Source organism: Rhizobium sp. TRM96647 (assembly GCF_025780115.1).
In the GTDB taxonomy this organism is placed as follows: domain Bacteria; phylum Pseudomonadota; class Alphaproteobacteria; order Rhizobiales; family Rhizobiaceae; genus Mycoplana.
This window is the reverse complement of the sequence record NZ_JAOXHF010000010.1, coordinates 124440-144513: the sequence shown is the minus strand read 5'-3', so window position 1 is coordinate 144513 and position 20074 is coordinate 124440. Positions and strand designations below refer to the sequence as shown.

Here is a 20074-nt window from a genome sequence, read left to right as displayed (position 1 = left end):
GAAAAAATGAAAAAGCTTGTTGCAAGCATCCTGTCGCTCGCAGTCGCAGCCGGCCTTGGTGTCTCGATCGCGACCGCCCAGGAGGACCATGCCGCCGGCGGTGCGGAAGCCGAACACGCGACCCAGCACTTCCCGATCAACCACCCGCACCAGCAGGAGTGGTCGTTCGCCGGCCCGTTCGGCACGTACGACCGGGGCCAGCTGCAGCGCGGCCTGAAGGTCTACACCGAGGTCTGCGCCGCCTGTCACTCGATGGACCTCGTCGCCTTCCGCACGCTCGGTGACCTCGGCTATTCGGATGCGCAGGTGAAGACGTTCGCGGCGAACTACGAGGTGGAGGACGGCCCGAACGCCGATGGCGAGATGTTCACCCGCCCGGCGATCCCGTCCGACCGCTTCCCGTCGCCGTTCCCGAACCACGAGGCGGCAGCTGCGGCCAACAACGGTGCGGCGCCGCCGGACTTCTCGCTGATCGCGAAAGCCCGCGGCATCACCCGGGGCTTCCCGCAGTTCGTGTTCGACATTTTCACGCAGTATCAGGAAGGCGGGCCGGACTATATCTACTCGCTCCTGACCGGCTATCAGGATCCGCCGGCCGGCGTCGAAGTGGCCGAGGGCACGCACTACAACCCCTACTTCGCCAACGCCGCGGCGCTGGCGATGGCGCCGCCGCTCTCCGACGACCAGGTCACCTATGACGACGGCGCGCCGCAGACGGTCGACCAGTATGCCCACGACGTGTCCGCCTTCCTGATGTGGGCCGCCGAGCCGCACTTGGAGGCGCGCAAGCGCACCGGCTTCATGGTGATGGTCTTCCTGGTGATCTTCACCGGCCTGATCTACCTGACCAAGAAATCGGTCTACGCGAACAAGGAACACTGAACGGTTCCGGCAGAAACGAAAAAAGGCGGCCCCACCGGCCGCCTTTTTTGATTGTGCCGTGAATTCTGCCCTTGCATTTGCCGGTCGTTGCCCATCTTTTCTTTGCCGACTGCTATACGGACCTATTTCATGACCACCCTCCAGGACGAACTGATCGCCTCCATCCGTAACATCCCGGACTATCCGAAGCCCGGCATCATGTTCCGCGACATCACCACGCTGCTCGGCAATCCGCGGGCGTTCCGGCGGGCGGTCGATGAGCTGGTCCACCCCTATGCGGGCCTGGGGATCGCCCATGTGGTGGGGATCGAGGCGCGGGGCTTCATCCTCGGAGGCGCGATGGCGCACCAGTTGTCGAGCGGCTTCATCCCGATCCGCAAGAAGGGGAAGCTGCCGCGCGAGACCGTTCGCATCGCCTACAGCCTCGAATACGGCGTCGACGAGATGGAGGTGCACAAGGATGCACTGAAGCCCGGTGACAAGGTGATCCTGGTCGACGATCTGATCGCCACCGGGGGCACGGCGGTGGCGGCGGTGAAGCTGCTGCGCCAGCTCGGAGCCGATATCGTCGCCGCCTGCTTCGTCATCGACCTACCGGAACTCGGCGGACGGGCGAAGCTGGAGGAGATGGACGTCGAGGTGCGCACGCTGGTGGCCTACGAGGGCCACTGAGCCTGCGTTGCCGGAGGAGGCGCCCGGCGCAGGGACCGGGGCGCCTTCAGGCGATCAGGCGAACTCCATCACCGTGCTTTCGAAGCGGATCACCGGTTCGCCGTTCTGGTTGACGCCCTCGCACAGGATCGTGTCGATCAGCCGGCCGGGGCGGGAAGCCTGCTCGCGCGTCTCGAGCAGCGTCACGGAATAGGTGATCGTGTCGCCGGCGAAGACCGGCCTGAACCAGCGCAGGTCGCGGAAGCCGTGCGCGGGGCCGAGTTCGGGCGGAACCTTGCCCTCCTTCTTCAGCCGGACGTATTCGGCGGTCCAGAAGGCGATGAAGGTCTTCATCCAGCCAGCGCAGGTGTGCCAGCCGGAGGCGCAGAGGCCGCCGAACAGTGAATGCCGGGCCGCTTCCGGATCGACGTGGAAGGGCTGCGGATCGAACTGGCGCGCATAGCGGATGATGTCGTCTGCCGTGAAGAGATGCGAGCCGAGGACGATCTTGCCACCGGCCGGGTAGAGTTCAGCCATGCGCATCGGCGGTCTCCGTTGCCTTGACGCGGATCATGTTGGCGTAGTCGCAGACGGCGACCGTCTCGCCGCGCTGGTTGGTGACTTCCGCGACGAAGCGCACGATGCCGATCTCGGGCCGGGAGCGCGAGACGCGCGCCTCGACCACGCGGCAATGGCCGGAGAGCGTGTCGCCGGCAAGGACCGGCCGCTTCCATTCCATGCTTTGCACGCCGGGCGAGCCTTCGCCGGCGGTCCTGTCGATGTAGCTCTCGCACAGCATCCGCATCATGACGGCGCAGGTGTGCCAGCCGGAGGCGGCGAGCCCGCCGAGCACGCTGGCTTTGCCGGCCGCCTCGTCGATATGCATCGGCTGCGGGTCGAACTCGGTCGCAAAAGCCACGATCTCTTCGGCCGTCATCACCCGGTGCGGGAAATCGAACCGCCGGCCGACCGGAAAATCTTCGAAACAGAGCAAGTGTAAACCTCCTTGGCCGGACAGATGCGGCTGGCATTGCATAGCAGAAAACGATACCACCGGTCTTGCAATCAATGAGCGCATCGCGCCGGAAACAGGACGGAAAAGACGTGACGAGGGAACTCGAGAAAACGCTCAGGCAGGCGGCCAGGCAGGGGATCGTCGGCGACGGTCAGGTCGCGGGGCTTGCAGCCTTCCTCGCGGCACACGGCCGCTATATCCCGGCAGCGCCTGCCCCTGCCGCCGCTGAGGGGATCGCCGATCCGCCGCGCGACATCGCCGACACGGAAGCGCCGCGCTTCGTGCGTGGGTTCCATGACGTGCTGATCACCATCGGCATCGTCGTGGCGCTCGTCGGGCTGTCCGGGCTTGCCAGCGTGCTTGCGCTTCTTCCGGCCGTCATCCTGCTGAGCGAAGTGCTGGTGCGCCGGCAGAGGCTGGCGCTGCCGGCCGTGGTGCTGACGATCGCCTTCGTGCAAGGGGCGAGCTACCTGATCGGGGCGACGATCGGGGCGGTCGCGGAGGGATGGAACACCGTCACCTATGCCTGCGCGTTCCTGGCGGGCTTTCCCGTCCTGCTCGGCCTCTATTACTGGCGCTACCGGGTGCCGCTGTCGCTGGCGCTGACGCTGATCTCGGCCTTTGCGCTGGCGGTTCTCCTGGTCCTCGTCCTGCTCGGCCGGATTGCCGGCACCGATCAGTTCGTCGCCGAGCACAGCCTCGCTTCGGCATTGGTCTTCCTGCTGGCCGCGCTCGGCCTGTTTGCAATCGCCATGCGCTACGACCTGTCCGATCCGCAACGGCAGACGCGCCGCTCCGACATCGCCTTCTGGCTGCATCTCGGCGCTGCCCCCTTCCTGCTCTATGCGCTGCTCGCCTTCGTCTTCCTTGATCGTTTCTCGGGGCAGTGGCCGGGCGGGCAGGCGTCCCTTGCCCAGGCGGCGGTCGTCATCGCCATCGTCTCGGGCTTCATGCTCGTCGGGCTCGTGATCGACCGGCGCGCCTTCGTGACCTCGGGGCTGGTGTCGCTCGGTGCCGCGATCTGGACGCTGCTTCGCCAGAACGCCTTCGAGGCGTCGAGCTATGTCTATGTGGCGATCCTGGCGGTGGGTGTCGTCGTGCTTGGCGTGGGCATCTTCTGGCCGGCGCTGCGGCGCCTGGTGATGGGCTTCATGCCCGAGGGCATCGCCTCGAGGCTGCACGCGGTTCACTGAGCGTGGGCGCAGCCGGCGCGCGATACCCGCGCCGGCATGCCGATGGCCGTAATCAGGTGTTGAAGCGGAAATGGATGACGTCGCCGTCCTGGACGACGTATTCCTTGCCTTCGTCGCGGCCCTTGCCGGCTTCCTTGGCGCCGACTTCGCCCTTGTAGGCGAGGTAGTCGTCATAGGAGATGGTGAAGGCGCGGATGAAGCCGCGTTCGAAGTCCGTATGGATCACGCCGGCCGCGGCCGGCGCCTTGGTGCCGCGCACGATCGTCCAGGCGCGCGTCTCCTTGGGGCCGACGGTGAAATAGGTGATCAGGTCGAGCAGGTGGTAGCCGGCGCGGATCAGCCGGTCGAGGCCGGCCTCCTCGAGGCCGAGGGCGGACAGAAACTCGTTGGCTTCCTCTTCCGGCAACTGGGCGACCTCGGATTCGATCGCCGCCGAGATGATCACGCATTCGGCGCCCTGTTCCTTCGCCATGGCGGCGACGGCTGCGGTGTGCTCGTTGCCGGTCGAGGCGTCGGCCTCGGCGACGTTGCAGACGTAGAGCACGGGATGCGAGGTCAGAAGATTGAGGCCCCTGAGGACCTCGATCTCCTCCGGCGCCAGCGTCTTCAGCAGAAGGCGGGCCGGCTTGCCCTCGTTCAGGAGCTTGATCACCGCTTCCATAACCGGCAGCTGCGCGGTTGCTTCCTTGTCCTTGCCGGTGGCGCGCTTGCGCGTCTGCTCGACGCGGCGCTCCAGGCTTTCCAGGTCGGCGAGCATCAGCTCGGTCTCGATTGTATCAGCATCGCCGACCGGATTGATGCGGCCCTCGACATGGGTGATGTCGTCGTCCTCGAAGCAGCGCAGCACGTGCACGACGGCGTCGACCTCGCGGATATTGGCGAGGAACTTGTTGCCGAGGCCTTCACCCTTGGAGGCGCCGCGCACGAGGCCGGCGATGTCGACGAAGGAGATGCGCGTCGGGATGATCTCCTTCGATCCGGCGATCGCGGCGAGCTGCTGCATGCGCGGATCGGGAACGGCGACCTCGCCGGTGTTCGGCTCGATCGTGCAGAAGGGATAGTTGGCGGCCTGCGCGGCGGCCGTCTTGGTCAGCGCGTTGAAGAGGGTGGACTTGCCGACATTCGGCAGCCCGACGATACCGCATTTGAAACCCATGGAAATGGTCCGTCCGTGTCTTAAGGATCCTTGCCCTCGCTATGGGGGAAGGGCCGGGGGAGGTCAAGTCCGCAGCGCCGTGAATACGGGGCAGGGCAGGCTTGCGCGGGGCGGACGTGGCCCGACTGGCCGCGGGGACAGCCTGTCGGCGGCAGCCGAAGGCAAGGCGGGTGGTCGCGGAACTGAATCAATACAATATGCAGTCAATTTCATTCAAAGACGCCAGAAGCGCCTGCAATTCTCTGGAGATCAGGCTGCGTCACTCTGACGTCTCGACAGGAATTGATGATGATTGTATCTGTATGACTGCATTCAATGACGATATTGAATGGTTGTTCGGAAGGATCCGCATCATGGTCGAGGACTACCCAGCACTGCCGCCGATGGAGACGGGCATCCGGGGACGCTGTCCGCGCTGCGGCCAGGGACATCTGTTCGACGGTTTCCTGACGCTGAAGCCGAAATGCGAGGCCTGCGGGCTCGACTATTCCTTTGCCGATCCTGCCGATGGCCCGGCCTTCTTCGTGATCTGTTTCGCCTGCGTGCCCAGCGTCCTGCTGGCGGTCTGGCTGGAGGTCGCCTTCAGCGCCTCGTTCTGGACGCAGCTCTTCGTCACCGGGCCGTTCCTGCTGGCCACCTGCATCCCGCCGCTCAGGCCGTTGAAGGGGTGGCTGGTCGCCAGCCAGTATTTCTACAAGGCCGAAGAAGGAAAGGTCGTCCGCAGCCCGCAGCAGGGCTGACGGTGCGGCCGCAGCCTGCCCCCGGTCCGTGACGCGACGGACGCTGCCGGAAGGCTCTCTCCGGGTCGGAAACCGCCCTTGCCCTTGCGACGCCGCGGATGGCGTTGCACAATGGCGAGGCCATAGCCGCCAAAGGCTGCCCCGATCCTCACTCAGGAGACGTCCTTCCGATGAGCAGCAAGGATACGGCGGTCCGGCCGAAGACCGTCACCAAGCCGAAGCTGGAGCGTCCGAAACTCTACAAGGTGATCCTCGTCAACGACGACTACACGCCGCGCGAGTTCGTCATCCTCGTGCTGCGCGCCGTCTTCCGCATGAGCGAGGATGCGGGCTACCGGGTGATGATGACGGCGCACAAGCTCGGGACCTGCGTGGTCGTGGTCTGCGCCCGCGACATCGCCGAGACCAAGGCGACCGAGGCGACGGACCTTGCCAAGGAGGCCGGCTTTCCGCTGATGTTCCGGACCGAGCCGGAAGAATAGCGGGCATGGTCGCTCGCGCGACCGCCTGCAGCGCCGGGGCTCAGTCGCCCTTGTTGCCGAGCAGCTTCTTCAGCATCTCCGCCATCGGGCCGGTCGCCGGCAGAATCTTGGGCTGGTTGTGGTTGCGCGCCTGGCGGATATGCGACTGGCCGCCGGCGGGCTTCGGCTGGGCGGCAGGCTTCGGCTTCTCCTCCGGCGTGGCGCCTATGGCAAGCGCGAGCTTGTTCATCAGCTGCGAATCCTCGCCCCGCACCAGCATGTCGGCATTGATCGCCAGTTCGTCGAGCAGGGGATCGAGCCAGGCGTGGTCGGCCTTGGCGAAATCGCCGAGCACGTGGTTGTGCACCAGTTCCTTGACGCCCGGGTGGCCGATGCCGAGCCGCAGGCGGCGATAGTCGCGGCCGCAATGGGCGTCGAGCGATTTCACGCCGTTATGGCCGCCATGGCCGCCGCCGGTCTTGATGCGCGCCTTGCCGGGCGCAAGGTCGAGCTCGTCATAGATCGCGACGATTTCCTTCGGCGCGAGCTTGTAGAAGCGCATCGCCTCGCCGACGGCCTCGCCGGACAGGTTCATGAAGGTCTGCGGCTTGATCAGCAGCACTTTCTCGCCGGCAAGCTCGCCCTCGGCGATCTCACCCTTGAACTTCCTCGACCACGGCGAGAACGGGTTCTTGCGGTGGATGGCGTCCACGGCCATGAAGCCGATATTGTGCCGGTTGTCGGCATATTTGGGGCCGGGATTGCCGAGGCCTGCGATGATCAGCATGAAACGCGCTCGCCTAGTGTCGAAAGGACCGTCTCTCTGCCGCTGTCCCACCGCCAATTGGGAGCGATGTCAACCGATTTCTGAGGGGAGAACGAACTATCGCTGCGCCGTGCGGGTGTTCGGAGGCAGGCCGTAGCGGGCGAAGATGGCGTCCTGGTCGCCGCCGGTGACAAGCGCGTCGAGCGCCTTCTGCAGGGCATCGATCGTCGTCTTCGGCACGTTCCTGTTGCAGGCGATGCCGTAGACCTGCCCCTCCATGAGCATGGCCCGCTCGATCGGTTCGCCTTCGGCGATCAGCGCGTCGTAGGTTTTCACGGAGGTCGGCATCAGGTCGATCCGGCCGCTCCTGAGCTTGCCGAGCGTGATCGCGATGTCGGTGGCGAGGTCGATGCCGGTAAAGCCCATTTGCGTCAGGACATCGTAGCCGATGTCGCCGCGCTGCGAGCCGATCCGGAAGGCGCGGGCTTCGTCGAGCGTGGCCGCGTGGACCGGGCTTCCCTTGCGCCTGACCATGACCATCTGGTCGCGGAGCAGGGGCTCGACCCAATTGAACCTGTCGTGCCGCTCGGAGGTGTGGGCGGTGGTGAAGACGCAGTGGTCCGCCTCCCGCTCGGCCAGCATCAGGGCGCGTGCCCAGGGCATGATCTCCATGCGATAGGAGACGCCGGCTGTATCGGCAATCCTGCGGACCTGTTCCACCGCGATGCCCCGGATGGTGCCGTCTTCGGAATAGTTGAAGGGGGCATACTCCTCCGTCACGAAGGTGATGTCGGCTGCAAGGGCAGGGCGGACGGGGCTTGTGCAGAGCGCCAGAACGGCCAGGGCGCCAAGGACGGTCTTCGTCGGCATCATGCTCGCATTTGCCTCCCTTTCAGAGCCGGCTGCCCGCGGCCGTGCGGTCATGGCCGTGCGGTCGGGCGGCGATGTGCGGCAGCCTCGCCATCAGGCCGGACAGGGGCAGCGGCTCGCTGAAGAGATAGCCCTGTCCGAAATCCAGCCCGATCTCGGTCAGGACCTGCAACTGATGTTCCGTCTCGATCCCTTCGGCGACGACGATGCATCCCATCTGGTGCGAAATCATCGTGATGCCTTCGATCAGCGTACGGCTCTTGCGGCTGATTTCCACCTCCTGCGGGTCGATGGAGCGGACGAAGGACTGGTCCACCTTGACGATGTCGACCGGGAAGCGGTTGAGATAGCTGAGCGAGGAATAGCCGGTGCCGAAATCGTCCAGCGCGATCCGGCAGCCGAGCTCGCCGAGCGCGTCCAGCACGTGGCGCACGGCGGGACTGTCGAGCATCAGCACGGCCTCGGTGATCTCCACGACGATGCGCGAGGCGGTGACGCCGTGTTCGAGCAGGATGGCGGCGAGCCGGCTCGGCAGGGCGGCGTCGAATTGCAGCGGGGAGAAGTTGACCGCGAGGTAGCAGTCGCCCAAGCCGCTGATCTGCGAAACCGCGGCAAGGCTGCGGATCGCCTTCTCGAAGATCACGTCGCCGACCTTGCCGATCGCACCGTTCTCCTCCGCCACGCCGACGATCTCGTCGGGGACGAGAACGCCCTTTTCCGGGTGGTGCAGGCGCATCAGTGCCTCGAAGCCGGCAACACGGCCGGTGCCGAGCTCGACGATCGGCTGCAGATAGGCCTCGAACCAGTCCTCACGCAGCGCCTGCTCGATGCACTGCTCGATCTCGAGGCGCCTGCGGGCGATGTCGACGATCTCGTCGTCGAACAGCCGCGTGCCGTTCTTGCCGTTGCGCTTGCGGGCATACATGGCCATGTCGGACTTCTGCAGGAGATCGCCGGCGCTTGCGGCATGATCCGGGTAGACGGCGACGCCGATGCTGGCGCTGACGTTGAGCCGGCTGCCGTTGATCATCACCGGTTCCTTCAGCGCCCGGCACAGCCGGTCGCCGATGTCCATCGCCACCTGCACGGCATCCGGCGAGATCAAGAGGATCGCAAACTCGTCGCCGCCCAGCCGGGCGACCATGTCGTTGAAGCGCAACTGGTTGCGCAGGCGGACCGCGACCTCGCAGAGGACCTGGTCGCCCACGGCATGGCCGAGATTGTCGTTGATCCACTTGAAGCGGTCGAGGTCCAGGAACAGGCAGGCCAGTTGCTGCTTTTCCTCCTCCGCCTTGGCGATGAGTTCGCCCAGCACCGATTCGAAGCCCTGGCGGTTCAGGAGCCCGGTCAGGTGGTCGGTGATGGCCTGGCGGTGGTTGCGGTTTTCCGCTTCCTTCAGGCCGGAGACGTCGGTCATGACCGAAAGCGTCGGCCCGCGCTGCCCGCCGTCTGAATCCATGGCCACTTCGTGGACGAGCACGTCCATCACCGATGCATCGGCCCGATGAAAGCGGACGGTGACCTCGCAGATCCCTTCGCCGTTGATGCCCTTTTCATGGCGGTCGCGGTAGATCAGGTGGTCGGCGGCGTCGACGAATTCGGTGAACCCCCTGCCGATCACGGCGTCGCGGCTGTAGCCGGTGGCGACCAGCCAGTAGTCGCTGACGGCTGCGATGCAATTGTCCGCATCGATCGTGAACAGCATGGCGGGGGTTCTGTTGTAGATCTCGGTGGTGCGGGCATGGGCCAGCTTCAGCTCGTTTTCCTCGCGCTCGAGCCGGCTCTGCATCTCGTTGAAGTTGCGGGCGAGGTAGCCCATCTCGTCGTTCGAGGTCCAGTCGACCTGGTGGCGCGAGCCGAGTCGGCGGGTCGCCTCGATCGCCGCCGTCAGCCGCATCAGCGGCCGGATGATCGTGACGCGGTTGCCGATGATCGCCGCGACGAAGATCGTGCCGACGGCGAAGAGGAAGATGAGGAAGACGGCGGCCTCGTCCCTGGTCAGCCGCGAGATCGGGCCGGCTTCGGCCACCCAGATCTCCGCCCTTCCGACCTTCCGCGTACCATCGCTCGTCTCGTAGAGGATGTCGGAGACGACGGTCGACTGCACGGCGTCGGGATCCGGCGGGGAGGGGGGCATCCGGATGTCGATCGTGCCGGAGGTGTCGCGGACGCGGACATAGATGACGTTGGCGCCGGACCCGAGAGCTGTAGCGATCGTCCCGGTGCTGTCCGCATCCAGGTCCCACAGCGGCTTGCCCAGCGCCTGCACGTTGGCCTGGAGGAGGATCTCCGCGTCGTTCAGTCTCTCGCGGGTGACGCGTTCGGAAGAGAGGGCGAGGAAGAGGGCAAAGAGCGGGGCGACGAAAAGCAGGAAGGCGCCGAAGACGATCGCGATGAAGCGGCTTTCGACAGAATGGATTTTCATGCCATCCCCCTGTTCGTGCCGGCACCAGCCGCCGGCCTGTCTTTTTCTCGTTTGGTCTCAAACCCGCCTGTGAGTATTTCGTGAATTTCTTAAATGTTATTGAAGTCAAAACCTTCGGGCATAAGAAAACCCGCCTCCGTTTCCGAAGGCGGGTTCGATCGAAATGAAGCAGGCTTGAAGAAGCTTATTCTTCGCTCGTCTCGGCCTCGGCTTCTTCTTCCTTCGCGGCAGCGGTGCCGACGATGGTCGCAACAGTGAAGTCGCGGTCGGTGATGACCGGGCTCGCGTTCTTCGGCAGCTTGGTGTGCGAGATGTGGATGCTGTCGCCGATCTTCAGGCCGTCGAGGTCGAAGGTGATGGCTTCCGGAATGTCGTTTGCCGGGCAGTGCAGCTCGACTTCGTGGCGGACGATGTTCAGCATGCCGCCCATCTTGAGGCCCGGGGACTTCTCTTCGTTGACGAAGTGGACCGGAACCTGGACGGTGACGCGGCTGGAGGCCGAGACGCGCAGGAAGTCGACGTGCATGGTGAAGTCGCGGACGGGATCGAGCTGGTAGTCCTTCGGCAGGACCGAGATCTTCTCGCCGTTGACGTCGATCGTGGCAACCGTCGTCATGAAGCCGCCGGCGTGGATGCGCTGGGTGACTTCCTTGGTCGACAGGGCGATCGAAAGCGGGGCCTTCTTGTCACCATAGATGACAGCCGGGATAAGACCGTTGCGGCGAAGTTCGCGGGAGGACCCCTTACCAACCCGTTCGCGCGTCTCGGCCTTGAGCTCGTAGGATGAGTGGCTCATAGCATGGACCTTTCAAGTGTTACTGGAGAGCTTCGCCGGGCGCGGCAATGGCCGCGTCCGTCCGAAACTTGAGGATTTCGTGAAAGCCTCATCCGCGTTTGCCTCCAAGGGTGTCTGCGCGGACGCCGGTCGCATAGCCGAGAACGCCGGAAAATGCAAGGGCGGCCCGTTTCTTCGGGGATGTTACGCCTTCCTGGCCTTTCGGTTGGCGGCAAGACGGCCGAGGGCCATCATCAGGCCGCCGGCGACGAGCCCCCAGAAGGCGCCGGAGATGCCGCCGAAACTGACGCCCGAAGCCGTGGTCAGGAAGGTCAGTGCCGCCGCCTCGCGCGTCTCGGTCTCCTTGAAGGCGTTCATGGCGGAGCCGGCGAAGGCGCTGATCAAGGCAAGGCCCGCGACCGCCTGGATCAGGATCGGCGGGGCAAGGGTGACGAAGGCGGTGACGGCGCCGGCCAGGAGGCCGAAGATCACGTAGAAGACGCCCGCGACGATCGCCGCCCAGTAGCGGCGGCGCGGATCGGGATGGGCATCCTCGCCGGCGCACATCGCAGCCGTGATGGCGGCGAGGTTGACGGCATGGCCGCCGAAGGGCGCGCTGAGCAGCGAGAACAGGCCGGTGACGGCAAAGAGCGGTCCCGGGTTCGGCTCGTAGTGGTTTACCTTGAGGACCGCGATGCCGGGAATGTTCTGCGAGGCCATCGTGACGATGAACAGTGGCAGCGCAATGCTGACGACGCCGGAGAGATTGAAGACCGGCTCGATGATCTCCAGCCGCGGCAGGAACTGGCCGGCGATGGCCGAGAAGGCGCCTTCCGGGATGTCGATGCCGAAGGCGAGCACCAGCGCAAAGGCGCACAGCGCTGCCGGAACGGCGAAGAGCCGGTTGACCGCGCCGACGAGCCCCCAGGCACCGACGATCGCAAGGCCCAGCACCGGGGCGAAGGCGATCGCCTTGACCGGTGCGAAGCAGAGGCCGATCAGCACGCCGGCCAGCATGGCATTTGCGAGCGTGGCAGGAATGGCGGCGACCATGCGCCCGAGCGGTTTCCACAGCCCGGCGAGCACGATCAGCGCGGCGCAGATCAGAAAGCCGCCCACGGCCGCGCCGAAGCCGCCTTCTACCGCGCCGGAACTTGCGAGCAGCGCGGCACCGGGGGTCGACCAGGCGATGGAGACCGGGAGCCTGGTCCAGGCGCTGAGCACGATCGCGCAAAGTCCCATGGACACCGACAGGGCCATCAGCCCCGAGGCGGCCTGCGCCTCGCTGGCGCCCACGCCGGTCAGTCCGTGCAGCACGACGGCAAAGGAGGAGGCGAAACCGACAAAGGCGGTCAGCAGGCCCATGAAGAGCGCTTGTGGGGAAAAGTCGCGGAGCATGCGGGACTATGACCAGGGTTGGCGGATGGAGGTTCGTTAGCACAGCTTGCGAAGGATGCGAATGGCCTGCCGACATGCGAGCCATGATTGCATTTCCGTATTTGCGGCACGGCTGATGCTAGCGAACCGCCCGTCGCAGTCATGCCCGGGGGGCGGGACGGTCAGCCGCGGCATTCTCCCGGCCGGACGACGCGGTAGCCGTCATTGCCGGCCGAGCAGGCGTTCGGGAACGTGCGCAGCCTGCCGCCCCGTTCGGCGCAGACGGGGGCATATTCCATCGTGCACATGCGCTCGGGTTCGCGGTCGGGGCGGCCGGGCCTGTCGGGACGATCAGGCCGCGGGGGTGGCGGCGTCCGGCGGCATTCGCCGCGGGCGACGACGCGGAAGCCGTCGCTCTGCGCCAGGCAGGCATTGGAGAAGGTCTGCCGGCGTCCGCCGCGCTCTGCGCAGACCGGGGCGTATTCGCGCGTGCAGGCGCGGACCGGAGGCTCGCTGCGGCATTGGCCGCGATGGGCGATGTCGAAGCCGCGGCTGCGGGCCTCGCAGGCATTGGGGAAGGTCTGGCGGCGTACGCCGCGCTCGCCGCAGACGGGCGCATACTCCATGGTGCAGGCGACAGGTGGCCGAGGAGACGGTCCGCCTCCATGGCCGGGAGACGTCTCGACCGTGCAGGCGGCGAGGAGCGGAAGGAGGCTCAGGGAGATGCAGAGACGACGCGCGCGGCTGGCGATGAAACCTCGTCTATCCGGCATGCACGACCTCCCAAAGTCCCAAAATATACTCGACGCGGAAGCCCCTATGTTAGCGGCAGCGGCAAGAAGGTTTCAAGACGGTTATCATCATCGGTGCACGTCCCGCTACTGGAGCCATATCCAGCGGTTCGATGCCGCTGGGTTTTCGGATTCGCTGCTGTTGCTCGATTTCGACGATCTCTGCCAGGACCCCGTGGGCACGGCGCGCAGGGTGCAGGCGTTCGTCGGCCTGGAACTGGAGGATCCTGCGGACGTCCGGATCCATAACTCGCGCCGGACTGCCGGGCGCGTCCTGACCAAGGGGCAGGAGCGATCCTACTGGGCGCGCGTTCGCCGGGATGTCGAGGCGCTTGCCGCCAGCGGCCGCTTTCCGGCTGCGCAGAAATGGCTCGATACCTGGTCGGCCAAATTCAGCCGACCGTCGCCGCGCCGTCGTCCGGCCGAGTGACGAACCCGGCCGGCCGCACAGCGTGAGGGCAGGCGGCCGACCGGTTGCATCAGAACAGGAAGTCCGACTTGCTCAGGTCGGCGATCTTTACACCCTTGAGGATGACCACGTCGCCATGGCCTCCGTCGATCCACACGTCCTTGCCATGGACGTGCATGTGGTTCTGCTTGAGGTCGGAAAAGCCCTTGACTGATCGAAGGTCCGAGAGATCGAGCCTGTCCCGGTCGCTGCCGGAAGGGTCGAAATCCCGGATCGTGTCCCGGCCGTAGCCACTCTTGAAGATGAAGGTATCGGGACCGGCTGCTCCCGTCAGCATATCCTTGCCGGCGCGGCCGTCGAGGATGTCGTGGCCCTTGGTGCCCTTCAGTTTGTCGGCCTTGGCTGTCCCCCGGAAGACGTCGGTGACGTCGGCGGCATCGAACTTGATGGTGTTCGGGCTGGGGTCGATGTTCCGGCCGCCGTTTGCCGTCTTGCCGTCGTCGATTACCTGGAACTTCAGCGCGGCGAAACCCTTGCCGAAATCATCCGCCCGGGGCGTGAATGCGAGCTTGCCGATATCCGCCACACCGACCACCTGGCCGGCCTTGACCGCCTTGCCGGCGAGCGTCAGTTTGCCGGCGGCAAGGGATGCGATCTTGACGGCGTGGAATGCGTCGCCGTCGACCTTGTCGGAAAAGCCGAAATCGCCGAGCTTGAAGCCGTAGCGTTTGTCCTCGACGATCCTGATCGTCCTGCTGGCACCCGAAGGGGCATCGTTGACCTCGGCAATGTCGAAGCGGAGCCTGTTCGGCGTCGGGTCGATGTTCCTTCCGCCGTTGGCCGTGCCGCCATTGTCGACGACCTGGAAGGTGAGGGACGCGGTGCCGCTCATGTTGGCGAGCGGCGTGTAGGCGAGTTTCGCAATGTCCGCTGCTGCAACCGTCTGTCCGGCCTTCACTGCCTTGCCGGCGAGCGTCAGCGCGCCGGATGAGGGCAGGCCGGCAAACTTGACCGCCTGCAGGGCATGGCCGTCTGCCTTGTCCGAGAAGCCGAAATCTGCTGCCTTGAAGACGTGTCGACCGTCTTCCAGCAGGGCAATGCTCCTGTTCGTGCCGGACGGCGCGTCGTTGACGGGGGTGACCCGGAAGCTCAACTGGTTCGGCGTCGGGTCGATGTTCCTGCCGCCGTTGGCCGTGCCGCCATTGTCGATGACCTGGAAGGTGAAGGAAGCCGTGCCGTTCATGTTGGCGAGCGGTGTGTAGGTGAGTTTCGCAATGTCCGCTGCTGCAACCGTCTGTCCGGCCTTCACTGCCTTGCCGTCGAGGGTCAGCGTGCCGGAGGAGGGCGAACCGGCGATCCGTATCGCCTGCAGGGCATGGCCGTCTGCCTTGTCCGAGAAGCCGAAATCGGCGGTTTTGAAGGGATGGCGGCCGTCCTCGAGCAGGGAAATCGTCCTGTTCGTGCCGGATGGCGCGTCGTTCACTGCGAGGATGTCGAAGCGCACGGTCTTCGGTGCCGCATCGATCCCGCCGCTGTCGTCGATCACCTGAAACGTGAAGCTGGCCGAACCGGTGGCGTTCGCCGGGGGACTGTAGACGAGGGTGGACAACTGGCTGGCGTCGATTTTCTGGCCGGCCACGACCTTCTTCCCGTCGAGCAGAAGCGTACCGGCCGGAAGGCTCGTTACCTGGAGCATCGAGAACGCGTCGCCATCGGCATCGTGGAAGCCGAAATCGGCGACCTGGAATTTGTGCGCGCCGTCCTCGAGGATCGCGATCGTCCGGTTCTTGCCCGAGGGCGCATCGGCCGTGGCGGCGACGTCGAAGGTGATGACGTTCGGCAGGGCGGCGACGTTGCTCGATCCGCCGGCGCCACTGGCACCGCTGTCGATCACGCGGAAGCCCAGGGCGGCATAGGCGGTTCCGTTGCCGTCGGGAGCGGGCCGATAGACGAGGCGGACGAGATCGGCCGCCTCGATGCGCATGCCGACGGTAACCGCCACTCCTTCAAGGTCGAGCGTTCCGCGATCCGGCAGGCTCGTGATCTCGATGGCCGTCAGATCATCGTTGTTGGCGTCCAGAAGCGCGAAGTCGTCGCGGCCAAACCGATAGGTGCCATCCTCGGTGAGGGCCACGGTCCGGTCCACGCCCTCCGGCGCGTCACTTGCATAGTTCACCTCGATGTGGTGGACGGTGGTGATGCCACCCTCGCTCGCATGGACGGTGACGAAGAAATCCCCGCCTGCCACCGCCGTGATGGTGGCGGGCTGGTGTTCGACGATGCCGGGGCGGCTGTCGATCTCGAATATCCCTCCATCGAGGGTTCCATCGGCATTGATGCGCAGGCCCGCGAGCACCGGCGGTTCCCCGTCTGCGCCCCGCTGCGTCCATGTCGCGACGAAGTCGCCATCTGACATTTGCGCCAGCGCGAGCGAACTGTAGATCGCCGACGAGGACATTTCGAACGTCACGGTGCCGGTCTCTTCCAGCGCCAGTGCATCAATGAAGACGATGCCGAGGCGGCCGTTGGAGATCCAGCCGGCGATCATCCCGCCGTCGGGTAGCGTCGCCATCGCCGGAGGCGCAGGCGTAACTGTGATCTCCGTCAACTCCTGATAGCGGAGTTCGGGGTCGAGCCGCAGCCCGAGGATCGAATTGCTGCTGTAGCCGCCATACATGATTCCAATGAGGCTGAAGCCGCCTTCCGCGTCCGGGACGATGCAAGGCTCGTAGAAATAGTCGGGATAGATCGTCCGTTCGCCGGACGGCGCACCTTGTGCGTCGTAGGCCTGCACGTTGAAGCCCCGCCAGTCCATCCACGCCACGACGCTCCCGCCGCCTGCGAGCGTTCCGACGGCCACAGTCTCGACATTGGCCCACTCTTCCCAGGCGAGGATCTCGGGTTCGTCGCCGATCGGTGCGCCGTTCGCGTCGAGAAACTGCCGGTAGAGGGTGGGGTTCATCAAGCCGTGCCAGACCAGAATGAAACCCGCGTCAGGGTCGTCCGAGCGCGGCACCAGCCAGAGTTGCATGACGCCGATGCCGGCGTCGAGCGTGAAGGTCTGGGCTTGCCCGTCGGCCGTGTAGCTGTGGATTGCGATGGTTGCGCCGTCGTCCGGATGGACGATGATGTAGCGTCCATGGCCGTCACCGGCCGTTGCCGCCCTCCTCGGCGGCACAGATTGATCGAGGTGTATTATCGTTCCGGTTGCATGGCTCATGGCTCAATCCCCTGTTTGGGGCGAGTTGCAGCCACGTGAAATCCCTCGCGCCTGCCTGTCGGCATGCGCGTCGGTCCGTTCGCCTCACTGATGGCCTTGCTACTCTCGTCCCCGGTCGGCAAACTAGGCCACAATTCAACGTTGCGCAATCGGGGCGCGCAATTTTTATACTTGCAAGTTGCAAAATGGCTGTCCCGGCTGATCCGCAACCGGGACCGGCAACCGTCGTTCACCGACCGCGTCGTGTTCGGCGCGCGCCAGCAGGGGGCTTCTGGATTTGCAGAGATGACCGGCTTCGGGTGCCGGCGGCCGTCAATCGAACAGGCTGGATACGGATTCTTCGGCGGCGGTGCGGTTGATCGCTTCGCCCAGCAGGCCGGCGGTCGTGATCACGCGGATGTTGTGCGCCGACTGGACGGCCGTCGTCGGCTGGATCGAGTCGGTGATCACCAATTCCTTCAGCTTCGACGAGGTGACGCGAGCCACGGCGCCGCCGGAGAGAACGCCGTGGGTGATGTAGGCGGTGACGCTGGTGGCGCCGTTCTTCAAGAGCGCCTCGGCGGCGTTGCAGAGCGTTCCGCCGGAATCGACGATGTCGTCGATCAGCAGGCAATCCTTGCCGGCCACTTCGCCGATGACGTTCATGACCTCGGATTCGCCTGGCCGGTCGCGGCGCTTGTCGACGATCGCCAGCAGACAGTCCAGCCGCTTGGCGAGCGCGCGGGCGCGCACCACGCCGCCGACGTCGGGCGAGACGACCATGACGTTCTTCAGGTCGTAGTTTTCCTTCACGTCGCGGGCCAGGATCGGGATGGCGTAGAGGTTGTCGGTCGGGATGTCGAAGAAGCCCTGGATCTGGCCGGCATGCAGGTCCAGCGTCAGGACGCGGTCGGCGCCGGCATGGGTGATCAGGTTGGCGACGAGCTTGGCGGAGATCGGCGTGCGCGGGCCGGGTTTGCGGTCCTGTCGGGCATAGCCGAAATAGGGAAGGACTGCGGTGATGCGGCGGGCGGAGGAGCGCCGCATCGCATCGATCATTATCAGGAGTTCCATCAGGTGGTCGTTCGTCGGAAACGAGGTCGACTGGACGACGAAGACGTCCTCACCGCGCACGTTCTCCTGGATTTCGACGAAGATCTCCTGGTCTGCGAAGCGGCGCACGCTGGCGCGGCCTAGGGGGACATTGAGATAGTTGCAGATCGCTTCGGCCAGCAGCCGGTTCGAGTTGCCCGCGAAAACCTTCATCTATGGTCCGCCTGTCTGATGGCCTAGGAGAATGCTGATGGGCTGCCTTTTAGCGTTCCCCGGCGTGAATGCAAGTCCCGTGCCGATGGGATTTCCGCACTTTCCCTCGCCGAATGCGCGCGAGGGTGGTCCTGGCGGCTCGTGCGCCCCGCCAGACGTGCAGGCAGACGGCGGCGTCCGAACCGGCTCGTGTCGGGTTTTGCGCAGGGTGACGGCTGTCGCCGGCACGAAGCGTCCATGTGCGCTCTCTCCCGCATCCGAAGCATGCCGGGTGTATTCCCCCCTGCCGCGTCACGTCCGATTGCAGGTCGAAGAGGCGGTGCCCGTACCCGCGATGATCCGCAAGGCCCAGGGGTAAGTCTTTCGGGGGAATGTTTCGAAAGCCGCCTGCATGAATTTGTCTACGTGGACAAACGGCACATCGCAGAACACGATAGTCCATCCTGGAACATTCCTGAGTTGTTTTGCTGGTCCAAGCAACGTCAGTGCATGGCTATGAAATCTCCTTGGAAGTACTTGCCGATTGGCGGGAGGCGAAGATGGCGAATGTAAATCTGGCCGCGTTCAAGTGGCTCGCACGCATCAACCCCATCAACAGCACGATCGTCGGCACGCGATACGCCGACGTCCTCGCTGCGGCAGCCGAGCGGGACGCCGTCTTCGGGATGGACGGCAACGACGCGCTCAGCACCGGCTTCAACCGCACCGGGCTTGTCGGCGGCAAGGGCCATGACCGGCTCACCACGGACATTCTGGTCCTGGCATCGTCCAGTGATCCCGTCGAGGGGCTCGCCATCCAGTACGGCGGCAAGGGCAGGGATAAGCTGGATTCGACGGTCACGCTGCAGAGTGACGGCCCCCCGGATTCGAGCCAGCAATTCAGTGCGGAGAACCTTCTCTCCGGCGGCAGCGATGCCGACACGATCAAGGCCGTGGCCAATGTCGCCGCCACGATTTTCGGCAACGTCACCTTGAAGAACCATGTTCTCGGCGGAAGCGGCAACGACGCGATCGACGTTCTGGCTGATGCGCGCGGCGCGATAAGGGACAATCTCGCCAAGAATTGCGTCGATGGCGGCAGCGGCAAGGACGAGATCACCGCCCGGGCCGAGACCGAGCACCACGCAATGGTCGCAACCGCGATCAACGTGCTCAAGGGGGGCTCCGGCGACGATATCCTGGACGCCTCGGCGATCGGCCGCGCGAACGGAACCGAGTTGGTGCGGAATTCGCTGAGTGGCGAGGAGGGCAACGACACCCTGCGCGCCTTCGGCTACACCAATTCGAACTCGTCGTCGCCGGTCGGCCTCAACGAGCTCTGGGGCGGCAGCGGCAACGACACGCTGGACGTCCGGCACGAAGACAACGGCAACTGGTTCGTCGATATCACCAGCCGCCTCTATGGCGGGAGCGGAGGCGACGACCTGAAGGCGGAGATGATTTCGACCTCGGTCGGGAGCACGGCTACGGCCTTGCAGCATCTCGACGGCGGCGACGGCTGGGACATGCTGGAGGCCCGGATGAGCGTGCATGCGCGCGGAGGTGCCGGCCTGTTCGACATCGCCAACGTGCTGAAGGGCGGAGACGGCAACGATCGCCTCGAGGCCTATCTCGAAGTCTCTCTCGACAACGCGGCGGAGAACGCCAGCTCGCTTGCGCAGAACCGCCTCGACGGCGGCGCGCGTGACGACACGCTCATTGCGACCGTCGCTGCCGGGTCGGTCGGGGCGAGCATCCTGAAGGGCGGCTCGGGCAACGACAGGCTCATCGTGATCGATGGGACGGACAACGAACTCTACGGAGGGGTCGGCAGGGACACGCTGGCCAGCGGCGCCGGCAGCGATCACATGGACGGCGGCGCGGATGCCGACCGCTTCGTGTTCGCCCCGCAGAACGGCCACGATACGGTCGTGTTCGAAAAGGGCGCCGACAGGATCGACCTGAAGGGGTATGCGGGAAGCGGGATCCATGGCTTCGCCGATCTCGACATCGATCTCGTGGGCGACGACAGCGTCATCCGCTTCGACGCCGACAACGACATCACGGTTGCCGGCGTGGCGAACCTGGCCGCCGACGACTTCCTGTTCGCCTGATCCGT

Annotated in this window: 18 protein-coding genes; 7 read left to right on the top strand and 11 right to left on the bottom strand. The window is 65.3% G+C overall.

Annotated elements, in window-relative coordinates; translation table 11 throughout:
* Positions 1 to 6: 6 nt before the first annotated feature.
* Together OCK02_RS17770 and OCK02_RS17765 are read left to right on the top strand one after the other, a co-directional pair.
* Positions 7 to 882 (top strand): cytochrome c1, encoded by an 876-nt coding sequence (locus OCK02_RS17770; protein ID WP_263814185.1) that lies wholly within the window; start codon positions 7 to 9, stop codon positions 880 to 882.
* Between the two features lie 129 nt (positions 883 to 1011).
* On the top strand, positions 1012 to 1554 hold the full coding sequence (locus OCK02_RS17765; RefSeq protein ID WP_263814184.1) for an adenine phosphoribosyltransferase: 543 nt from the start codon (positions 1012 to 1014) through the stop codon (positions 1552 to 1554).
* Between the two features lie 54 nt (positions 1555 to 1608).
* On the opposite strand, the gene OCK02_RS17760 is transcribed toward OCK02_RS17765, so the two are convergent.
* Both OCK02_RS17760 and OCK02_RS17755 read right to left on the bottom strand, forming a co-directional pair.
* Positions 1609 to 2076, bottom strand: coding sequence for a MaoC family dehydratase (locus OCK02_RS17760; protein WP_263814183.1), 468 nt, complete (start codon positions 2074 to 2076; stop codon positions 1609 to 1611).
* Positions 2063 to 2527 (bottom strand): MaoC family dehydratase, encoded by a 465-nt coding sequence (locus tag OCK02_RS17755; RefSeq protein WP_412178858.1) that lies wholly within the window; start codon positions 2525 to 2527, stop codon positions 2063 to 2065. Before OCK02_RS17755 ends, OCK02_RS17760 begins: the two co-directional genes overlap by 14 nt.
* A gap of 110 nt (positions 2528 to 2637) precedes the next feature.
* Here OCK02_RS17755 and OCK02_RS17750 point away from each other — a divergent pair, with 110 nt between their 5' ends.
* Positions 2638 to 3741 (top strand): hypothetical protein, encoded by a 1104-nt coding sequence (locus OCK02_RS17750; protein ID WP_263814181.1) that lies wholly within the window; start codon positions 2638 to 2640, stop codon positions 3739 to 3741.
* Positions 3742 to 3793: 52 nt separating this feature from the next.
* On the opposite strand, the gene ychF is transcribed toward OCK02_RS17750, so the two are convergent.
* On the bottom strand, positions 3794 to 4897 hold the full coding sequence (ychF, locus tag OCK02_RS17745) for a redox-regulated ATPase YchF (RefSeq protein WP_263814180.1): 1104 nt from the start codon (positions 4895 to 4897) through the stop codon (positions 3794 to 3796).
* A gap of 353 nt (positions 4898 to 5250) precedes the next feature.
* Between ychF and OCK02_RS17740 the strand changes: the two genes are divergently transcribed.
* Together OCK02_RS17740 and clpS are read left to right on the top strand one after the other, a co-directional pair.
* On the top strand, positions 5251 to 5637 hold the full coding sequence (locus OCK02_RS17740; protein ID WP_263814179.1) for a DUF983 domain-containing protein: 387 nt from the start codon (positions 5251 to 5253) through the stop codon (positions 5635 to 5637).
* Positions 5638 to 5807: 170 nt separating this feature from the next.
* The gene (clpS, locus tag OCK02_RS17735) at positions 5808 to 6119 is read left to right on the top strand and encodes an ATP-dependent Clp protease adapter ClpS (protein ID WP_263814178.1); all 312 of its coding nucleotides are present in this window, start codon (positions 5808 to 5810) and stop codon (positions 6117 to 6119) included.
* Between the two features lie 40 nt (positions 6120 to 6159).
* Here clpS and pth read toward each other — a convergent pair whose 3' ends face one another.
* From pth to OCK02_RS17705, 6 genes are all read right to left on the bottom strand, one after another.
* Positions 6160 to 6885: an aminoacyl-tRNA hydrolase gene (pth, locus tag OCK02_RS17730; RefSeq protein ID WP_263814177.1), complete on the bottom strand. Its 726-nt coding sequence runs from the start codon at positions 6883 to 6885 to the stop codon at positions 6160 to 6162.
* Between the two features lie 96 nt (positions 6886 to 6981).
* The gene (locus OCK02_RS17725; protein WP_263814176.1) at positions 6982 to 7737 is read right to left on the bottom strand and encodes a substrate-binding periplasmic protein; all 756 of its coding nucleotides are present in this window, start codon (positions 7735 to 7737) and stop codon (positions 6982 to 6984) included.
* 19 nt (positions 7738 to 7756) lie between these two features.
* The gene (locus tag OCK02_RS17720; protein ID WP_263814175.1) at positions 7757 to 10159 is read right to left on the bottom strand and encodes a putative bifunctional diguanylate cyclase/phosphodiesterase; all 2403 of its coding nucleotides are present in this window, start codon (positions 10157 to 10159) and stop codon (positions 7757 to 7759) included.
* 184 nt (positions 10160 to 10343) lie between these two features.
* A complete protein-coding gene (locus OCK02_RS17715) occupies positions 10344 to 10955 on the bottom strand; it encodes a 50S ribosomal protein L25/general stress protein Ctc (RefSeq protein WP_230808141.1) in 612 nt (203 codons plus the stop codon).
* 183 nt (positions 10956 to 11138) lie between these two features.
* A complete protein-coding gene (locus OCK02_RS17710) occupies positions 11139 to 12332 on the bottom strand; it encodes a benzoate/H(+) symporter BenE family transporter (protein ID WP_263814174.1) in 1194 nt (397 codons plus the stop codon).
* A 161-nt stretch (positions 12333 to 12493) separates the two neighbouring features.
* Positions 12494 to 13084 carry a Kazal-type serine protease inhibitor domain-containing protein gene (locus tag OCK02_RS17705; RefSeq protein ID WP_263814173.1) on the bottom strand — a complete coding sequence of 197 codons (591 nt, stop codon included), beginning with the start codon at positions 13082 to 13084 and terminating at the stop codon, positions 12494 to 12496.
* Between OCK02_RS17705 and OCK02_RS17700 the strand changes: the two genes are divergently transcribed.
* A complete protein-coding gene (locus OCK02_RS17700) occupies positions 13035 to 13532 on the top strand; it encodes a sulfotransferase domain-containing protein (protein ID WP_318530141.1) in 498 nt (165 codons plus the stop codon). The two genes, OCK02_RS17705 and OCK02_RS17700, sit on opposite strands and share 50 nt — an antisense overlap.
* A 49-nt stretch (positions 13533 to 13581) precedes the next feature.
* Here the strand turns inward: OCK02_RS17700 and OCK02_RS17695 are convergent, their stop codons facing one another.
* Both OCK02_RS17695 and OCK02_RS17690 read right to left on the bottom strand, forming a co-directional pair.
* The gene (locus OCK02_RS17695) at positions 13582 to 16731 is read right to left on the bottom strand and encodes an Ig-like domain-containing protein (protein WP_263814171.1); all 3150 of its coding nucleotides are present in this window, start codon (positions 16729 to 16731) and stop codon (positions 13582 to 13584) included.
* Between the two features lie 312 nt (positions 16732 to 17043).
* Entirely contained in the window at positions 17044 to 17976 is a 933-nt protein-coding gene (locus OCK02_RS17690; protein WP_230808146.1) for a ribose-phosphate pyrophosphokinase, read from the bottom strand.
* A 539-nt stretch (positions 17977 to 18515) separates the two neighbouring features.
* Between OCK02_RS17690 and OCK02_RS17685 the strand changes: the two genes are divergently transcribed.
* The gene (locus tag OCK02_RS17685; protein WP_263814170.1) at positions 18516 to 20069 is read left to right on the top strand and encodes a calcium-binding protein; all 1554 of its coding nucleotides are present in this window, start codon (positions 18516 to 18518) and stop codon (positions 20067 to 20069) included.
* The last annotated feature ends 5 nt before the right edge of the window (positions 20070 to 20074 follow it).